Raw genomic sequence first — 16,045 nt, 5'->3', positions numbered from 1 at the left:
GCACTGTTTTATGGCGGTTGCGTTACAGTTTAGTGCACATTAACGCAACCGCGTTACTTATAGAAACAGTCAATCAGCCACGGTAGTAACGTTGCGGAACAAATGGCATTTTACTTACACGCAGTGGCACCTTTTTCCCACGTACCATTGCGCAAACTTCGGTATCCAGTGCGACAAATGCGCTGTCCAGGTAACCCATCGCCAGAGGGCCACCCAAGGTTGGACCAAAGCCCCCGCTGCAGACGCTGCCGATAACCGTACCTTGTGCATCGACAATTTCAGCGCCTTCACGCACCGGGGTACGCTCCTGCGGCAGCAGGCCTACGCGTTTGCGCGCCACACCGGTTTGCTGCTGAGTGAAGATGCGGTCGGCGCCAGGGAAGCCGCCGGCCCGTGCGCCATCGGCACGCCGAGCCTTGGAAATCGCCCACAGCAGGCTGGCTTCGATTGGTGTGGTGTCGGTGTTCATGTCGTGGCCGTACAGGCACAGGCCGGCTTCCAGGCGTAGCGAATCGCGGGCACCGAGGCCGATGGCCTGCACTTCGGTTTCGGCCAGCAGGCTGCGGGCCAGGCTCTCGGCATTGGCCGCCGGCACGGAAATTTCAAAGCCGTCTTCACCGGTGTAGCCGGAGCGGCTGACGTAGCAGTCCACGCCCAGCAAACGCAGGGTGGCAAATTGCATGAAGGTCATCTGGGTGACTTCAGGGGCCAGGCGCGCCAATACTTTCACTGCCGCCGGGCCTTGCAGGGCCAGCAGGGCGCGTTCTTCGAACAGCGGTTCGATGGTGCATTGGTCGCCGATATGTGTGCGCAGGTGCGCCAGGTCCTGGTCCTTGCAGGCGGCGTTGACCACCAGGAACAATTCGTCGTTGCCCAGGTTGGCGACCATCAGGTCGTCGAGGATGCCGCCTTGCTCATTGGTGAACATCGCATAGCGCTGCATGCCTACTGGCAGGTCGATGATATCGACGGGCACCAGGGTCTCCAGAGCCTTGGCGGCATTTGCGCCGGTGAGGCGGATCTGGCCCATGTGGGACACGTCGAACAACCCGGCGTGTTCACGGGTATGCAGGTGTTCCTTCATCACGCCCAATGGATACTGCACCGGCATGTCGTAGCCGGCGAAGGGCACCATGCGTGCGCCCAGTTCCAGGTGCAGGGCATGCAATGGGGTTTGCAACAGGGTTTCGGTGGACATATTCAGCTCCTGAAAAACGTGCCGACGCGCTTGTGGGCGTCAGCACTCGATAATGTTGACCGCCAAACCGCCACGGGCGGTTTCCTTGTATTTGCTTTTCATGTCGGCGCCCGTCTGGCGCATGGTGCGGATGACCTTGTCGAGGGACACAAAGTGCTGCCCGTCGCCACGCAGGGCCATGCGCACCGCATTGATCGCCTTCACCGAGCCCATGGCATTGCGCTCGATGCAGGGCACCTGCACCAGCCCGCCAATTGGGTCGCAGGTCAAGCCGAGGTTGTGTTCCATGCCGATCTCGGCGGCGTTTTCCACTTGGGACACGCTGCCGCCCAGCACTTCGCAGAGTGCGCCTGCGGCCATGGAACAGGCCACGCCGACTTCGCCCTGGCAACCGACTTCGGCGCCTGAGATCGAAGCGTTTTCCTTGTACAAAATGCCGATGGCGGCGGCTGTGAGCAAAAAGCGCACCACGCCGTCTTCGTTCGCACCGGGGATAAAACGCATGTAGTAATGCAGCACGGCAGGAATGATCCCGGCCGCGCCGTTGGTGGGCGCGGTGACCACGCGCCCGCCATTGGCGTTTTCTTCGTTGACCGCCAGCGCATACAGGTTGACCCAATCGAGCACCGACAGCGGGTCGCGCAGCGCCGACTCCGGGTTCTTGCACAACTGCCTGTGCAAGGCCGCTGCCCGGCGCTTGACCTTCAAGCCTCCGGGCAAGATGCCTTCGTTGCGACAGCCGGCATCGACGCAATCCTGCATGACTTGCCAGATCTTCAACAAACCGCTGCGGGTTTCCGCTTCCGGGCGCCAGGCGCTTTCATTGGTCAGCATCACCTGGCTGATAGACAGGCCATAGGTGGTGCAGTGGCCGAGCAAGTCCTTGGCGTGTTTGAACGGGAAGGTCAGAGGTGTGGCGTCTTCGACGATACGGTCGGCACCCGCCGCGTCTTCATCCACCACGAAACCGCCACCGACCGAGTAGTACTCGCGGCTGCGGGTCTGGATGCCGGCGGCGTCAAAGGCACGAAAGATCATGCCGTTGGGATGATAGGCAAGGGGCTTGCGGATCATCGCCAGGTGTTCTTTCTCGTTGAACGCAATGCTGTGTTCGCCGAGCAGGTTGAGGCGCCCGTCACTGCGCATCTGCGCCAGGCGTGCAGCCACGGTTTCGGTATTCACGGTGTCCGGGTGTTCGCCTTCCAGGCCCAGCAACACAGCCTTGTCGCTGCCGTGGCCTTTGCCGGTGGCACCCAGCGATCCGTAGAGTTCCACCTTGATGCCGGTGGTGGCCGCCAGCAGGTTGTCACGCTTGAGCCCCTCGACGAATCGAGCGGCGGCACGCATCGGGCCGACGGTGTGGGAGCTGGAGGGGCCGATGCCAATCTTGAACAGGTCGAACACGCTAAGGGACATGGTTGTTCTCCGGTTTCTTATTATTTTCTGAAAGCCGACTCGGTCAAATGTGGGAGCCGGGCTTGCCCGCGATAACGGTGGGCCAGGCAACATCACTGTCGGCTGATTGATACACCGCTATCGCAGGCAAGCCAGCTCCCACACTGGCCGCGTATCTCCCGTCAGATCAGGCGTAGCTCTCGATAGAAGGGCACGCACACACCAGGTTGCGATCGCCAAACACGTTGTCGACCCGGCCAACCGGTGGCCAGTACTTGCTTTCGATCAACGACGCCACTGGGTACACCGCTTGTTCACGGCTGTATGGGTGGCTCCATTCGCCCACCAGTTCCGCAGCCGTGTGCGGCGCGTTCTTGAGGGGGTTGTCGTCTTTGTCGAGGGTGCCGTTTTCCACTGCGCGAATCTCTTCGCGGATGGCGATCATGGCGTCGCAGAAGCGGTCCAGTTCTTCCTTGGATTCACTTTCGGTCGGCTCGATCATCAAGGTGCCGGCCACCGGGAACGACATGGTCGGCGCATGGAAACCAAAATCGATCAGGCGCTTGGCCACGTCGTCCACGCTGATGCCGCTGCTGTCTTTCAACGGGCGCAGGTCCAGGATGCATTCGTGGGCCACCAGGCCATTGCTGCCGGTGTACAGCACCGGGTAGTGCTCTTCCAGGCGACGGGAAATGTAGTTGGCATTCAAGATCGCCAACTGCGACGCACGCTTGAGGCCGGCGCCGCCCATCATGCTGATGTACATCCAGGTGATCGGCAGAATGCTTGCGCTGCCGAACGGCGCAGCGCACACCGCGCCTTCCTTGCGTTCCATGGCGGCGTGGCCGGGCAGGAATGGCGTGAGGTGCGACTTGACGCCAATCGGGCCAACGCCCGGGCCGCCACCGCCGTGGGGAATGCAGAAGGTTTTGTGCAGGTTCAGGTGGGACACATCGCCGCCGAACTTGCCCGGTGCGCACAGGCCGACCATGGCGTTCATGTTGGCGCCGTCGATGTACACCTGGCCGCCGTTGTCATGAATGATCCCGCAGATTTCGCGAATACCTTCCTCGAACACGCCGTGGGTAGAGGGGTAGGTGATCATCAGTGCTGCGAGGTGCTCGCGGTGCTCGATGGCCTTGGCGCGCAGGTCTTCGATGTCGACGTTGCCGCGTGCATCGCAAGCGGTCACCACCACGCGCATGCCGGCCATGTTGGCGGTCGCAGGGTTGGTACCATGGGCTGACGACGGGATCAGGCAGATGTCGCGACGTTCTTCGCCACGGCTCTGGTGATAGGCACGGATGGCCAAGAGGCCGGCGTACTCACCTTGGGAGCCGGCGTTGGGTTGCAGGGAGATCGCGTCGTAACCGGTGGCCGCGCAGAGCATGGCTTCCAGTTCGGTGGTCAGTTGCAGGTAGCCGGCGCTTTGCGCGGCGGGGGCGAACGGGTGCAGGGCACCGAATTCGGCCCAGGTCACCGGGATCATTTCGCTGGCGGCGTTGAGCTTCATGGTGCACGAGCCCAGCGGGATCATGGTGCGGTCCAGGGCCAGGTCCTTGTCGGCCAGCTTGCGCAGGTAGCGCATCAGCTCGGTTTCCGAGTGATAACGGTTGAACACCGGGTGGCTGAGGATCGGCGACTGGCGCAGCAATGCGCTCGGCAGCGTGCTTTCGGTTGCAGCAAAGGCTGGCAGGGTTTTGCCGTCGGCGAAGATGGCCCACAAGGCTTGGATATCGGCCTGGGTGGTGGTTTCGTCGACCGACAGGCCAACGCGTTCGCCATCCACCACACGCAAGTTGATGCGCTGGGCGCGGGCCTTGTCGTGCAGGGCTGCGGTGTGGGCGCCGGTGTGGATTGTCAGGGTGTCGAAGAAGTGTGCCTGCTCGACTTTCTGGCCCAGGGCAGTCAAACCCTTGGCCAGGATCGCGGTCAGTTGGTGAATGCGCTGGGCGATCTGCGTCAGGCCCTTGGGGCCGTGGTAAACGGCGTACATGCTGGCGATGTTGGCCAGCAGCACTTGCGCGGTGCAGATGTTGCTGGTGGCTTTCTCGCGGCGGATATGTTGCTCGCGGGTTTGCATGGCCAGGCGCAGGGCCGGCTTGCCGAAGCGGTCGACGGAAACGCCGACCAGACGGCCTGGCATGTCGCGCTTGAACGCATCCTTGGTGGAGAAGTACGCCGCGTGCGGGCCACCGAAGCCCAGTGGCACGCCAAAGCGTTGTGCGCTGCCAATGGCGACGTCGGCGCCGAATTCACCCGGCGGCGTCAGCAGGGTCAGGGCCAGCAAGTCGGCGGCCACGGCGACCAGTGCGTTGGCGGCGTGGAAGCGTTCGGTCAGTTCGCGATAGTCGAACACATCGCCGTTGCTGGCCGGGTATTGCAGCAGGGCGCCGAAGAACGGGCTGACGTCGGTCAGTTCGCGCTCATCGCCCACCACTACATCGATGCCCAGTGGCTCGGCACGGGTACGCAGGACGTCGAGGGTTTGTGGGTGGCTGTGCACCGAAGCGAAGAACGCGTGGCTGCTCTTGTTCTTGCTCAGGCGCTTGCAGAAGGTCATGGCTTCGGCGGCGGCCGTGGCTTCGTCGAGCAAGGAGGCGTTGGCGATCGGCAGGCCGGTGAGGTCGCTGATCAGGGTCTGGAAATTCAGCAGGGCTTCCAGGCGGCCTTGGGAAATCTCGGGTTGATACGGCGTGTAGGCGGTGTACCAGGCCGGGTTTTCCAGCAGGTTGCGCAGGATCGGCGACGGCGTATGGCAGTTGTAGTAGCCCTGGCCGATGTAGGTCTTGAACAGTTGGTTCTGGCTGGCGATGGCCTTGATCTTGGCCAGGGCCTCGGCTTCGCTCAGGCCGTCTTCCAGGCCGAGCACGCTGGTGCCCTTGATGCTTTCCGGGATGACGCTGGCGCTCAGGGCTTCGAGGGAATCAAACCCCAGGCTGGCGAGCATTTGCTGCTCATCTTCCTGGCGCGGGCCGATGTGGCGGGCGATGAATTCGTTGGCGGTGGTCAGATTAACGGTCATGGCGCGCTCCTCAAGCTTCAGCGTTGGCTTTGATCAGGCGGTCGTACGCATCCTGATCCAACAGCTTAGCCACTGCATCGGCATCGGCGGGTTTAAAGCGGAAGAACCAGCCTTCGCCCATCGGGTCTTCGTTGACCAGTTCCGGGCTGCCATCGAGCTTATCGTTGACTTCGAGGACTTCACCGTCCAACGGCATGTACACACCACTGGCGGCCTTGACCGACTCCACGGTGGAGGCTTCGGCGCCCTTGGTATAAGCCTGCAACTCTGGCAGTTGCACGAAAACCACATCACCCAGCGCATTCTGCGCAAAAGCGGTGATACCCACGGTGACGCTGCCATCGGCTTCGGCGCGCAGCCATTCGTGATCTTCAGTGAAACGCAACTCGCTCATGGAAACTCCTCAGGGCCAGAATCGTCTGGCGGACGGGATTGGAATAATGAGGAGTTGCTTAGCAATATCGCGGCCAATGTTATTAAGTCTTTATAGATCAACAGGTTAATAAATTTCGCGAGAAGGTTGGCTGAGTACGCTGTAGCGATTTCGCTACAGTCCGGTGCGTGAAAAAAAGCCTATGTGGATCAAAGCCTTGCATGGCGCGCAAAAAACAGGGTTGTATCGATATCGTTACGCTGTAGCGCTTTCAGTACACTGGATGTCGTTCTCAGACCAAATCTGTAATGCGGTCTCTGTGGGAGCTGGCTTGCCTGCGATAGCGGTCTACCTGTCACTAAGAAGTTGGATGACCCAACGCTATCGCAGGCAAGCCAGCTCCCACAGTTGAACCGCGTTTATTCCGTCAGGGTTTGTTGGGAATGCCGTATTTGCGCAGGCGATGGGCGATAGCCGTGTGGGAGGTTTGTAGCCGGCTGGCCAGTTGGCGGGTCGAGGGGTAGCGGCTGTAGAGGCTTTCCAGCAGGCTGCGCTCGAAATCTTCCACGGCCTGTTCCAGGCTGTCGACTTCACCATCGCTCTGGCGCGCCACGGAGGTGCCGGCGATGTCCAGGTCGCCGATGTCCACCAGGCTGCTTTCGCAGATGGCGGCAGCGCGGAAGATCACGTTTTGCAACTGCCGCACGTTGCCCGGCCAGTGGTTGCCCAGCAGGGCTGGATAGGTGCCCGGCGCCAGGCGGCAGACCGGGCGCTGGATCTGCGCGCAGGCTTGCTGCATGAAGTAGCGCGCCAGCAACAGGATGTCCTGGCCGCGTTCACGCAAGGGCGGTACGGCGACATTGAGCACGTTGAGGCGGTAGAACAAGTCTTCGCGAAAGGTGCCTTCGCTGACCATCTTTTCCAGGTCGCGGTGGGTGGCGCTGAGGATGCGCACATTGACCTTCACCTCGCGGTCACCGCCCACGCGGCGAAAGCTGCCGTCATTGAGAAAGCGCAGCAGCTTGGCTTGCAGGTACGGCGACATCTCACCGATCTCATCAAGGAACACCGTGCCCTGGTTGGCCAGCTCCATCAGCCCTGGTTTGCCACCGCGTTGCGCGCCGGTAAAGGCGCCAGGGGCATAGCCGAACAATTCACTTTCGGCGAGATTTTCCGGCAGTGCCGCGCAGTTCAATGCCAGAAACGGCGCACTGTGACGCGCACTGATGGCGTGGCAGGCGCGGGCCACCAGCTCTTTGCCGGTACCGGTTTCGCCCTGGATCAGCAGCGGTGCATCCAGCGCCGCCACCCGTTGCGCCCGAGCCTTGAGCGTGCGGATCGCCGGGGACTCGCCCAGCAGCGCATCAAACCCTTCGGCATGGTCATGGTGCAGCGCTGACAGTTGTTCGCCGATGCGGTTGGGCTGGTAGAGGGTGAGCAGGGCGCCGGCGTCGGTGATCGGCGTGGCGCCCAGCAGCAAGGTCTGGCCGTTCACGCTGATCTCGCGCAACGGCAATCGAAAGCCCTGGTCCAGCAAGGTTTCCAGCAATGCCGGATCATCGAACAGCTCGGCGATGCTCTCACCAGCCGGTTCACGCCCGTACAAGGCGATCAGCGCCGGATTGGCCAGCAGGATCTTGCCTGCACTGTCCAGGGCCAGCACCGGGTCGGTCATGGCCGCCAGCAGGGCGTCGAGTTGCAAGTGGCGACGCTGGCCCGGAAGGATGTCGACGACCTTTACCGCTTGCACGCCGTGCACGCTGAACAACGCGTCGCGCAGTTCTTCGAGCACTTCGGCGCTGAGGGTCGGCGCATCGATATAGACATTGGGCGGCACCATCTCCACCGCATCCAGATTGAGATTGCGCCCACCGAGCAAGGCCAGGACTTCCTGGGTGATGCCGACGCGGTCGATGAAGCTGACGTGGATACGCATGGGGCGGATCTTGATTCTGGAGTGCTGAGGGTGGCCAGTATGCCTTGGAGCCGGTGGAGATCAAAATGTGGGAGCTGGCTTGCCTGCGATGGCGGTGGGTCAGTTACCGAAAATATCGTCTGACACGTCGCTATCGCAGGCAAGCCAGCTCCCACATTCGATTGGGGGGAAGGTTATTCCAGGTGTTCGGGTTTGACCGGGTCGCCGGATTTCATATCCAACTGCTGGCGCACATCCTCAAACATCAGATCGTAATGTTTGTGCTGTGAACCGACGCTGCTATGGGTCTTGGGAATGCCGTATTTTTCGACAATCTTGGTCACATTGCTGGCGAAGTTATAGGCCTGGTCCTTGGTCAGGAAAAAGGTTTCCTTCATGTCCTTGCCCTGGATGCTGCCATGCAGGGTGAACTGCATGCCTTTGCCTTCGCGGTCATCCGTGACGACTTCGTAGTCCAGGCACAGGTCGTAGCTGACATCGTCCTTGTTCAGCGCGTGTCGCTCGATATGCAAGTGGCCGGGTTCAAAGATAGCCATAGGCGTTTCTCCTCAACTTCACAGGTAGGTGATGCCAGGTTTTGCCGTGCTGATGCGCGTGCCGGCGCTGCCCTGGACGATGGCTTCGATGTCCGAGAGTGAACCGATCACCGCGGTTTTGCCAGTCTGACGGGCGAACTCGCAGGCGGCTTGTACCTTGGGGCCCATGGAGCCGGCGGCGAAGCCGAGTTTTTCCATATCGTCGGGGTGGGCCTGGCCGATGGCCTTCTGGGTGGGCTTGCCGAAGTCGATAAAGGCGGCGTTGACGTCGGTGGCGATCACCAGCAAATCGGCCTCCAGTTGCGTGGCCAGCAAGGAGGAACACAAGTCTTTGTCGATCACCGCTTCAATGCCGCGCAGCTTGCCATCTTCGCCATACATGGTGGGGATGCCGCCGCCACCGGCGCAGATCACAATGGCTTTTTTCTCCAGCAGCCACTTGATCGGGCGAATTTCAAAGATGCGTTTGGGACGCGGGCTGGCGACTACACGTCGGTATTTGTCGCCGTCGGGCGCGATGACCCAACCTTTCTCGGCGGCGAGTTTCTCGGCTTCGGCTTTGGCATACACCGGGCCGATGGGCTTGGTGGGGTTCTGGAAGGCCGGGTCCTGGGCGTCGACTTCGACCTGGGTGAGCAGGGTGGCGAACGGCACTTCGAAGTCCAGCAGGTTGCCCAGTTCCTGTTCAATGATGTAGCCGATCATGCCCTCGGTCTCGGCGCCCAGCACGTCCAGTGGGTAAGGCGAGACGCTGGTGTAGGCCGCCGCCTGCAATGACAGCAGGCCGACTTGCGGGCCATTGCCGTGGGCGATCACCAGCTCGTTGCCGGGGTGGATCTTGGCGATCTGTTCGGTGGCGATGCGGATATTGGCGCGTTGGTTGTCTGCGGTCATGGGTTCACCACGACGCAGGAGGGCGTTGCCGCCCAGGGCTACGACGATGCGCATAAAGAAAATCCTTTCAGGGAACGCATGAACACCTCGGTCAATGTGGGAGCTGGCTTGCCTGCGATGAGGGCCTGGCAGGCGACCTGCTGTTGCCAGACCCACCGCTATCGCAGGCAAGCCAGCTCCCACACTGACGGTGTTCACACCGTGGAAATTAAATGTCCGCCAACGCCGACACCAGAATCGCCTTGATGGTATGCATGCGGTTTTCCGCTTGCTCGAAGGCAATATTGGCCGGCGACTCGAACACCTCTTCGGTCACTTCCACGCCATTGGCCAGGTGCGGATAGCGCGCCGCGATGTCCTTGCCGACCTTGGTTTCACTGTTGTGGAACGCCGGCAGGCAATGCATGAATTTCACCCGAGGGTTGCCCGAGGCTTTCATCATCTTGGCGTTGACCTGGTACGGCAGCAGTTGCTCGATGCGCTCGTCCCACGCTTCCACCGGTTCGCCCATGGACACCCAGATATCGGTGTGGATGAAGTCCACGCCCTTCACGGCTTCTTTCGGGTCTTCGGTGATGGTGATGCGTGCACCGCTTTCCTCGGCAAAGGCCTGGCACTGTTTGATGAAGTCTTCATGGGGCCACAGCGCTTTCGGCGCACCGATGCGCACGTCCATGCCCAGCTTGGCGCCGATCATCAGCAGCGAGTTGCCCATGTTGTAGCGGGCGTCCCCGAGGTAGGCGTAGCTGATGTCATGCAGCGGCTTGTCGCTGTGTTCGCGCATGGTGAGGGTGTCGGCGATCATCTGGGTCGGGTGGAATTCGGCGGTGAGGCCGTTGAACACCGGCACGCCGGCGAACTTGGCCAGCTCTTCGACGATTTCCTGCTCAAAGCCACGGTATTCAATGGCATCGAACATCCGGCCCAGGACGCGGGCGGTGTCTTTCATGCTTTCTTTGTGGCCGATCTGCGACGACACCGGGTCGATATAGGTGACGTGGGCGCCCTGGTCATGGGCCGCAACTTCGAAAGCGCAACGGGTGCGGGTCGAGGTTTTTTCGAAGATCAACGCGATGTTTTTGCCTTGCAGGTGCGGACGCTCGGTACCGGTGTACTTGGCGCGCTTGAGGTCGCGGGACAGGTCCAGCAGGTAGTTCAGCTCACGAGTGGTGTGGTGCATCAGCGACAGCAGGCTGCGGTTGCGCATATTGAAAGCCATGATGGAATCTCCTTAATAGTCGATAGGGTCGCGGATGATCGGGCAGGTCATGCAGTGGCCGCCGCCACGACCACGGCCGAGCTCGCCGGCGCTGATGGTGATGACTTCCACACCGGCCTTGCGCAGCAAGGTGTTGGTGTAGGTGTTGCGGTCGTAGCCAATCACCACGCCCGGTTCCACGGCCACCACGTTGTTGCCGTCATCCCATTGCTCGCGTTCGGCGGCGAAGCTGTTGCCGCCGGTCTCGACCACGCGCAGGGCCTTGAGATTGAGCGCTGCAGCCACGGTTTCGAGGAAGTTAGTTTTCTCGCGCTGGATGTCGATGCCGTGGGGCTTGCTCTCGTCAGGGCGCAGGGTGAAAGGCACGATCTGGTTGACCACTTCCGGGAAGACGGTGACCAGGTCGCGGTCGCAGAAGCTGAACACGGTGTCCAGGTGCATCGCGGCGCGGGATTTGGGCAGGCCGGCAACGATGACCTTTTCCACGGCTTTGTTCTTGAACAGGTTGCGCGCCAGTTGGCCGATGGCCTGGTGGGACGAGCGCTCCCCCATGCCGATCAACACCACGCCGTTGCCAATCGGCATCACGTCGCCGCCTTCCAGCGTGGCAGCGCCGTGTTCCTGGTCGGGGTCGCCGTACCAGATCTGGAAGTCGGCGTTGGTGAACTCGGGGTGGAATTTATAGATGGCGCTGGCCAGCAGGGTTTCCTGGCGTCGTGCCGGCCAGTACATCGGGTTAAGCGTCACGCCGCCGTAGATCCAGCAGGTGGTGTCGCGGGTGAACTGGGTGTTGGGCAGTGGCGGCAAGATGAAACTGGCGTGGCCGAGAAAATCGCGGAACATCTCGATGGTCTTGCCACCGAAGCTGCTCGGCAGGTCGTCGGCCGATACGCCGCCAATCAGGTATTCGCTGATTTTGCGCGGCTCCAGGCTGCGCAGCCACGAGCCGACTTCATCGACCAGGCCCAGGCCTACCGTGTTGGCGGTGATCTTGCGTTCCAGAATCCAGTCCAGCGCTTCGGGGTTGGCGACGATGTCGGTGAGCAGGTTGTGCATTTCCAGCACATCAATGTCCCGCTCGCGCATCTTGGTCACGAAGTCGAAGTGGTCGCGCTTGGCCTGGGCCACCCACAGCACGTCATCAAACAGCAGCTCGTCGCAGTTGTTGGGGGTCAGCCGCTGGTGGGCCAAACCTGGGGAGCACACCATGACTTTGCGCAGTTTGCCGGCTTCGGAATGTACGCCGTACTTAACTTTTTCCGTGGTCATTACAGATCCTCCAGTGAACACACAATTACAGAGTCAGGAAGCCGTCATAGAGCCCATAGGCCGCCACCAGGGCGCCAATGACTACTGCGGCGAAGATCAGCTTCTCGACGTTGGTGAAAATCGGTTTGCCCAGTTCACGTTTGGCCTTGGCGAACAGGATCGCGCCAGGGGCGTAGAGCAGGGCGGAAAGCAGCAGGTATTTGGTGCCGCCGGCATAGAGCAGCCAGATCGCGTAGATCAGGGCGACGGCGCCGATGAACAGGTCTTTCTTGCGCTCTTTCAGGGCGTTCTCGTAGGTCTCGCCGCGCACCGCCAGCAGCAGGGCGTAGGCCGCCGACCACAGGTAAGGCACCAGAATCATTGAGGTGGCGAGGTAGATCAGTGACAGGTAGGTGCTGGCGGAAAACAGCGTGATAACCAGGAATATCTGCACCATCGCGTTGGTCAGCCACAGTGCGTTGACCGGCACATGGTTGGCGTTCTCCTTGCGCAAGAACTCCGGCATGGTGTGGTCCTTGGCGGCGGCGAACATGATCTCTGCACACAACAGCACCCACGACAGCAACGCGCCCAGCAGCGAGATGATCAAGCCGACGCTGATCAGCACCGCCCCCCAGTGGCCGACCACATGCTCCAGCACGGCGGCCATCGACGGGTTCTGCAACTTGGCCAATTCCGGCTGGGTCATGATCCCCAGGGACAGCACGTTCACCAGCATCAGGAACAGCAGCACAGTGATAAAACCGATCACGGTGGCCTTGCCCACGTCGCTGCGTTTTTCGGCACGGGACGAGAAGATGCTCGCGCCTTCGATGCCGATAAACACCCACACGGTAACCAGCATCATGTTGCGCACCTGGTTCATCACACTGCCCAGGTCCGGGTTTTTCACGCCCCAGATGTCAGCGGTGAAGATGTCCAGCTTGAACGCAAACAGGGCAATCAGCACAAACAGCAGCAGCGGCACGACCTTGGCGACGGTGGTCACCAGGTTGATGAACGCCGCTTCCTTGATCCCGCGCAGCACCAGGAAATGCACGGCCCACAGCAGCACCGACGCACCGATCACCGCCGCCGGCGTATTGCCTTCGCCAAAGATCGGGAAGAAGTAACCCAGGGTGCTGAACAGCAATACGAAGTAACCGACGTTGCCCAGCCAGGCACTGATCCAGTAGCCCCAGGCCGATGAGAAACCCATGTAGTCGCCGAAACCGGCCTTGGCGTAGGCGTACACCCCGCCGTCGAGGTCAGGCTTGCGGTTGGCGAGGGTCTGGAACACGAAGGCGAGGGTCAACATGCCGATGGCGGTAATCACCCAGCCGATCAACACTGCACCGACATCGGCGCTGGCGGCCATGTTTTGTGGCAATGAAAAAATGCCGCCGCCAATCATCGAGCCGACGACAAGTGCGACCAGGGCGCCTAATCGAAGTTTTCCGGGAGTTTCAGACATTGCATGACTCCAATGCAGGAGAAGAGAGACCACAGAATAATTCCGTGCGCTAATCAAACAGCTGACTCAGATCACTTCATTGGCACATTCCATTGTGAATTAACGACTTAGGGTGAGGTTTTGCGGGCGAAAAAATCCCGCAAAGGCGCTGGGTAGAGCGCTCTCTGCTTTATGGTTAATCAATTGGTCGGGGCATGGGTGTTGACGCTAGTTCTTATTTGCGAATGTGCAAATTTTTTGTCCGTTGTTTGGCGAATACTTCATAATCGACGTATTTAAATTCTAAATAAGCCTAAACTTCGTACCTTTACATATCCTTATGTTATGACAACGTCATTAATTTGAATTACTTGCGTGCGCAGTTGTCAGCCAACCGTTTAATTCGAGGAGCCTGCATGACCCAACCCGCCCAGAAACTTCGGCTCAGTGCCCTGATTGCCCTGGTGGTGGGCTCGATGATTGGCGGCGGCATCTTTTCATTGCCGCAGAACATGGCTGCCCGTGCCGAAGTGGGGGCCATCTTGATCGGCTGGGCGATCACCGCCATCGGCATGCTGACCCTGGCCTTTGTGTTCCAGACCTTGGCCAACCGCAAACCAGAACTGGATTCCGGGGTGTACGCCTACGCCAAGGCCGGCTTCGGCGACTACATGGGGTTCTCATCGGCCTGGGGCTATTGGATCAGCGCGTGGATGGGCAACGTCGGTTACTTCGTGTTGCTGTTCAGCACCCTTGGCTACTTTTTTCCGGCATTCGGCCAGGGCAATACACCGCTCGCCATCGGCTGCGCATCGCTGTTGCTGTGGGCCGTGCATTTTCTGGTGATGCGCGGGATCAAAGAGGCAGCGTTCATCAACCAGGTGACGACGGTGGCGAAGATCGTGCCGCTGCTGATGTTTATCGTGATCGCCGGCGTTGCGTTCAAGGCGGATATTTTTACTCGCGATATCTGGGGCCTGGGCAATCCGCAGATGGGCAGCGTGGTCGAGCAGGTGCGCCATATGATGTTGGTCACGGTGTTCGTATTTATCGGGATCGAAGGCGCCAGTGTGTACTCGGCGCGGGCGCAGAAACGCTCGGACGTGGGGCGCGCCACGGTGTTTGGTTTCGTGGGCGTGCTGGCCCTGTTGGTGCTGGTGAATGTGCTGTCCCTGGGCGTCATGAGCCAACCGGAGCTGGCGCAATTGCAGAACCCGTCCCTGGCCGGTGTGTTGGAGCATATCGTCGGGCCTTGGGGCGCGGTATTGATCAGTATCGGCCTGGCGGTTTCGCTGCTCGGCGCGTTGCTCTCCTGGGCGCTGCTGTGCGCGGAAATCCTCTATGCCACGGCCCATGACAAGACCATGCCGGCGTTCCTGAAGAAGGAAAATGCCAATCAGGTGCCGGTTAACGCGTTGTGGCTGACCAATGTGATGATCCAGGCGTTCCTGGTGATCACGCTGTTTTCAGCCAGTACCTACACCACCCTGATCTACCTGGCGTCGTCTATGATCCTGGTGCCTTACTTGTGGTCGGCGGCCTATGCGGTGCTATTGAGCGCGCGTGGCGAAACCTATGCAGGCTGGCAGCGCCGGCGCATGAAAGATCTGCTGGTGGGGCTGGTTGCCCTCGGTTATGCGATCTGGCTGCTGTATGCGGGGGGCTTGAAGTACTTGCTGCTGTCGGCGTTGCTGTACGCACCGGGTGTGATCCTGTTTGCCCTGGCCAAGCGCGAGCAGGGCCAACCCTTGTTTACCACCGTGGAAAAAGGCATTTTCAGCGGCGTGATCGCGGGCGCCGGGTTAGCCGCGTATGGGCTGTATAGCGGGGTATTGTCACTGTGAGACTGGCGTATCAACCGCCCTACGACTGGGCGGCGATGCTGGGGTTCCTATCGGCGCGGGCGATTACCGGGTTGGATACCGTGGTCGCCGGCGTGTATCGGCGCAGCATCAGTGTGGCGGGGCGACATGGCTGGGTCAGCGTCGAACCGGGCGCGGGGGATTGGCTGGAGGTGACGGTCGACTTTCCCGAGCCTGCCGCGATGCCTGAGATCGAGCGGCGCTTGCGCAGGATGTTTGATCTGGACGCGGTGCCTGAGGTGATCAACGCGCAATTGTCGCAAGACCCCCTGATGGCGCAACTGGTTGCGGCCCGCCCTGGTCTGCGGTTGCCTGGCACCTGGGATGGGTTGGAACTGGCGATTCGTGCGGTGCTGGGCCAGCAGATCACCGTGGTGGCAGCGATTCGCCTGGCGGGCAAGTTGGTGGCGCAGTATGGCCAGACCCTGCAAACCCCGCACGCCGGTATTACCCACCTGTTTCCGACACCTGAAGTGCTGGCTGCGGCGGACCTGGCCACCTTGGGCATGCCCAAGGCGCGGGGCCGCACTCTGTCCGGTGTGGCCCAGGCGCTATTGGATGATCCACAGCTTTTCGAACCCAAGGCCAGCCTCCAGGACGGCGTTGCAAGGCTAGTGGCATTGCCGGGGATTGGAGAGTGGACCGCGCAGTACATCGCCATGCGCCAGTTGCGCGAGGCGGATGCGTTTGCGTCGGGGGATATCGGGTTGATCAATGCTTTGGCAGCCTTGGAAGGTGGGCCGGTGTCGGCGCGGCAATTATTGGCGCGGGCCGAGGCGTGGCGGCCGTTGAGGGCGTATGCGGCGCAGCATTTGTGGACGTCGTTGAGCCGCGGGGATTGATAGCGACGGTGATGGCCCCATCGCGGGCAAGCCCGGCTCCCACAGTAGACCGTGTTGTTTGATC

12 protein-coding genes are annotated in these 16,045 nt (G+C 60.9%); 2 read left to right on the top strand and 10 right to left on the bottom strand.

Annotated elements, in window-relative coordinates:
• Positions 1 to 73: 73 nt before the first annotated feature.
• From gcvT to arcD (JJD66_RS18040), 10 genes are all read right to left on the bottom strand, one after another.
• Positions 74 to 1,198: a glycine cleavage system aminomethyltransferase GcvT gene (gene gcvT, locus JJD66_RS18085; RefSeq protein WP_200648696.1), complete on the bottom strand. Its 1,125-nt coding sequence runs from the start codon at positions 1,196 to 1,198 to the stop codon at positions 74 to 76.
• 39 nt (positions 1,199 to 1,237) lie between these two features.
• Positions 1,238 to 2,614, bottom strand: coding sequence for an L-serine ammonia-lyase (locus tag JJD66_RS18080; protein WP_073522961.1), 1,377 nt, complete (start codon positions 2,612 to 2,614; stop codon positions 1,238 to 1,240).
• A 166-nt stretch (positions 2,615 to 2,780) separates the two neighbouring features.
• Positions 2,781 to 5,618: an aminomethyl-transferring glycine dehydrogenase gene (gene gcvP, locus JJD66_RS18075; RefSeq protein WP_200648695.1), complete on the bottom strand. Its 2,838-nt coding sequence runs from the start codon at positions 5,616 to 5,618 to the stop codon at positions 2,781 to 2,783.
• 10 nt (positions 5,619 to 5,628) lie between these two features.
• Positions 5,629 to 6,012 (bottom strand): glycine cleavage system protein GcvH, encoded by a 384-nt coding sequence (gene gcvH / locus JJD66_RS18070; protein ID WP_014719698.1) that lies wholly within the window; start codon positions 6,010 to 6,012, stop codon positions 5,629 to 5,631.
• 406 nt (positions 6,013 to 6,418) lie between these two features.
• Positions 6,419 to 7,927: a sigma-54-dependent transcriptional regulator gene (locus JJD66_RS18065; RefSeq protein WP_003193823.1), complete on the bottom strand. Its 1,509-nt coding sequence runs from the start codon at positions 7,925 to 7,927 to the stop codon at positions 6,419 to 6,421.
• A 173-nt stretch (positions 7,928 to 8,100) separates the two neighbouring features.
• Positions 8,101 to 8,463: a DUF5064 family protein gene (locus tag JJD66_RS18060; protein WP_105228159.1), complete on the bottom strand. Its 363-nt coding sequence runs from the start codon at positions 8,461 to 8,463 to the stop codon at positions 8,101 to 8,103.
• An 18-nt stretch (positions 8,464 to 8,481) separates the two neighbouring features.
• Positions 8,482 to 9,411, bottom strand: a complete 930-nt coding sequence (gene arcC / locus JJD66_RS18055) for a carbamate kinase (protein WP_200648694.1) — start codon at positions 9,409 to 9,411, stop codon at positions 8,482 to 8,484.
• A gap of 154 nt (positions 9,412 to 9,565) precedes the next feature.
• The gene (locus tag JJD66_RS18050; RefSeq protein ID WP_005790837.1) at positions 9,566 to 10,576 is read right to left on the bottom strand and encodes an ornithine carbamoyltransferase; all 1,011 of its coding nucleotides are present in this window, start codon (positions 10,574 to 10,576) and stop codon (positions 9,566 to 9,568) included.
• Between the two features lie 12 nt (positions 10,577 to 10,588).
• Entirely contained in the window at positions 10,589 to 11,845 is a 1,257-nt protein-coding gene (arcA, locus tag JJD66_RS18045; RefSeq protein ID WP_200648693.1) for an arginine deiminase, read from the bottom strand.
• Positions 11,846 to 11,870: 25 nt separating this feature from the next.
• Positions 11,871 to 13,298, bottom strand: coding sequence for an arginine-ornithine antiporter (gene arcD, locus JJD66_RS18040; RefSeq protein ID WP_105228155.1), 1,428 nt, complete (start codon positions 13,296 to 13,298; stop codon positions 11,871 to 11,873).
• Between the two features lie 395 nt (positions 13,299 to 13,693).
• On the opposite strand from arcD (JJD66_RS18040), the gene arcD (JJD66_RS18035) reads away from it, so the two are divergent.
• The gene (arcD, locus tag JJD66_RS18035; protein ID WP_200648692.1) at positions 13,694 to 15,121 is read left to right on the top strand and encodes an arginine-ornithine antiporter; all 1,428 of its coding nucleotides are present in this window, start codon (positions 13,694 to 13,696) and stop codon (positions 15,119 to 15,121) included.
• Positions 15,118 to 15,981 carry a DNA-3-methyladenine glycosylase family protein gene (locus JJD66_RS18030; RefSeq protein ID WP_200648691.1) on the top strand — a complete coding sequence of 288 codons (864 nt, stop codon included), beginning with the start codon at positions 15,118 to 15,120 and terminating at the stop codon, positions 15,979 to 15,981. Before arcD (JJD66_RS18035) ends, JJD66_RS18030 begins: the two co-directional genes overlap by 4 nt.
• Positions 15,982 to 16,045: the final 64 nt, after the last annotated feature.

It is taken from the genome of Pseudomonas sp. MF6751, from assembly GCF_016613265.1.
GTDB classification, from domain to species: Bacteria; Pseudomonadota; Gammaproteobacteria; order Pseudomonadales; family Pseudomonadaceae; genus Aquipseudomonas; species Aquipseudomonas fluorescens_BV.
The sequence above is the reverse complement of the archived record's forward strand: the minus strand, read 5'-3'. Positions and strand labels throughout refer to the sequence as shown.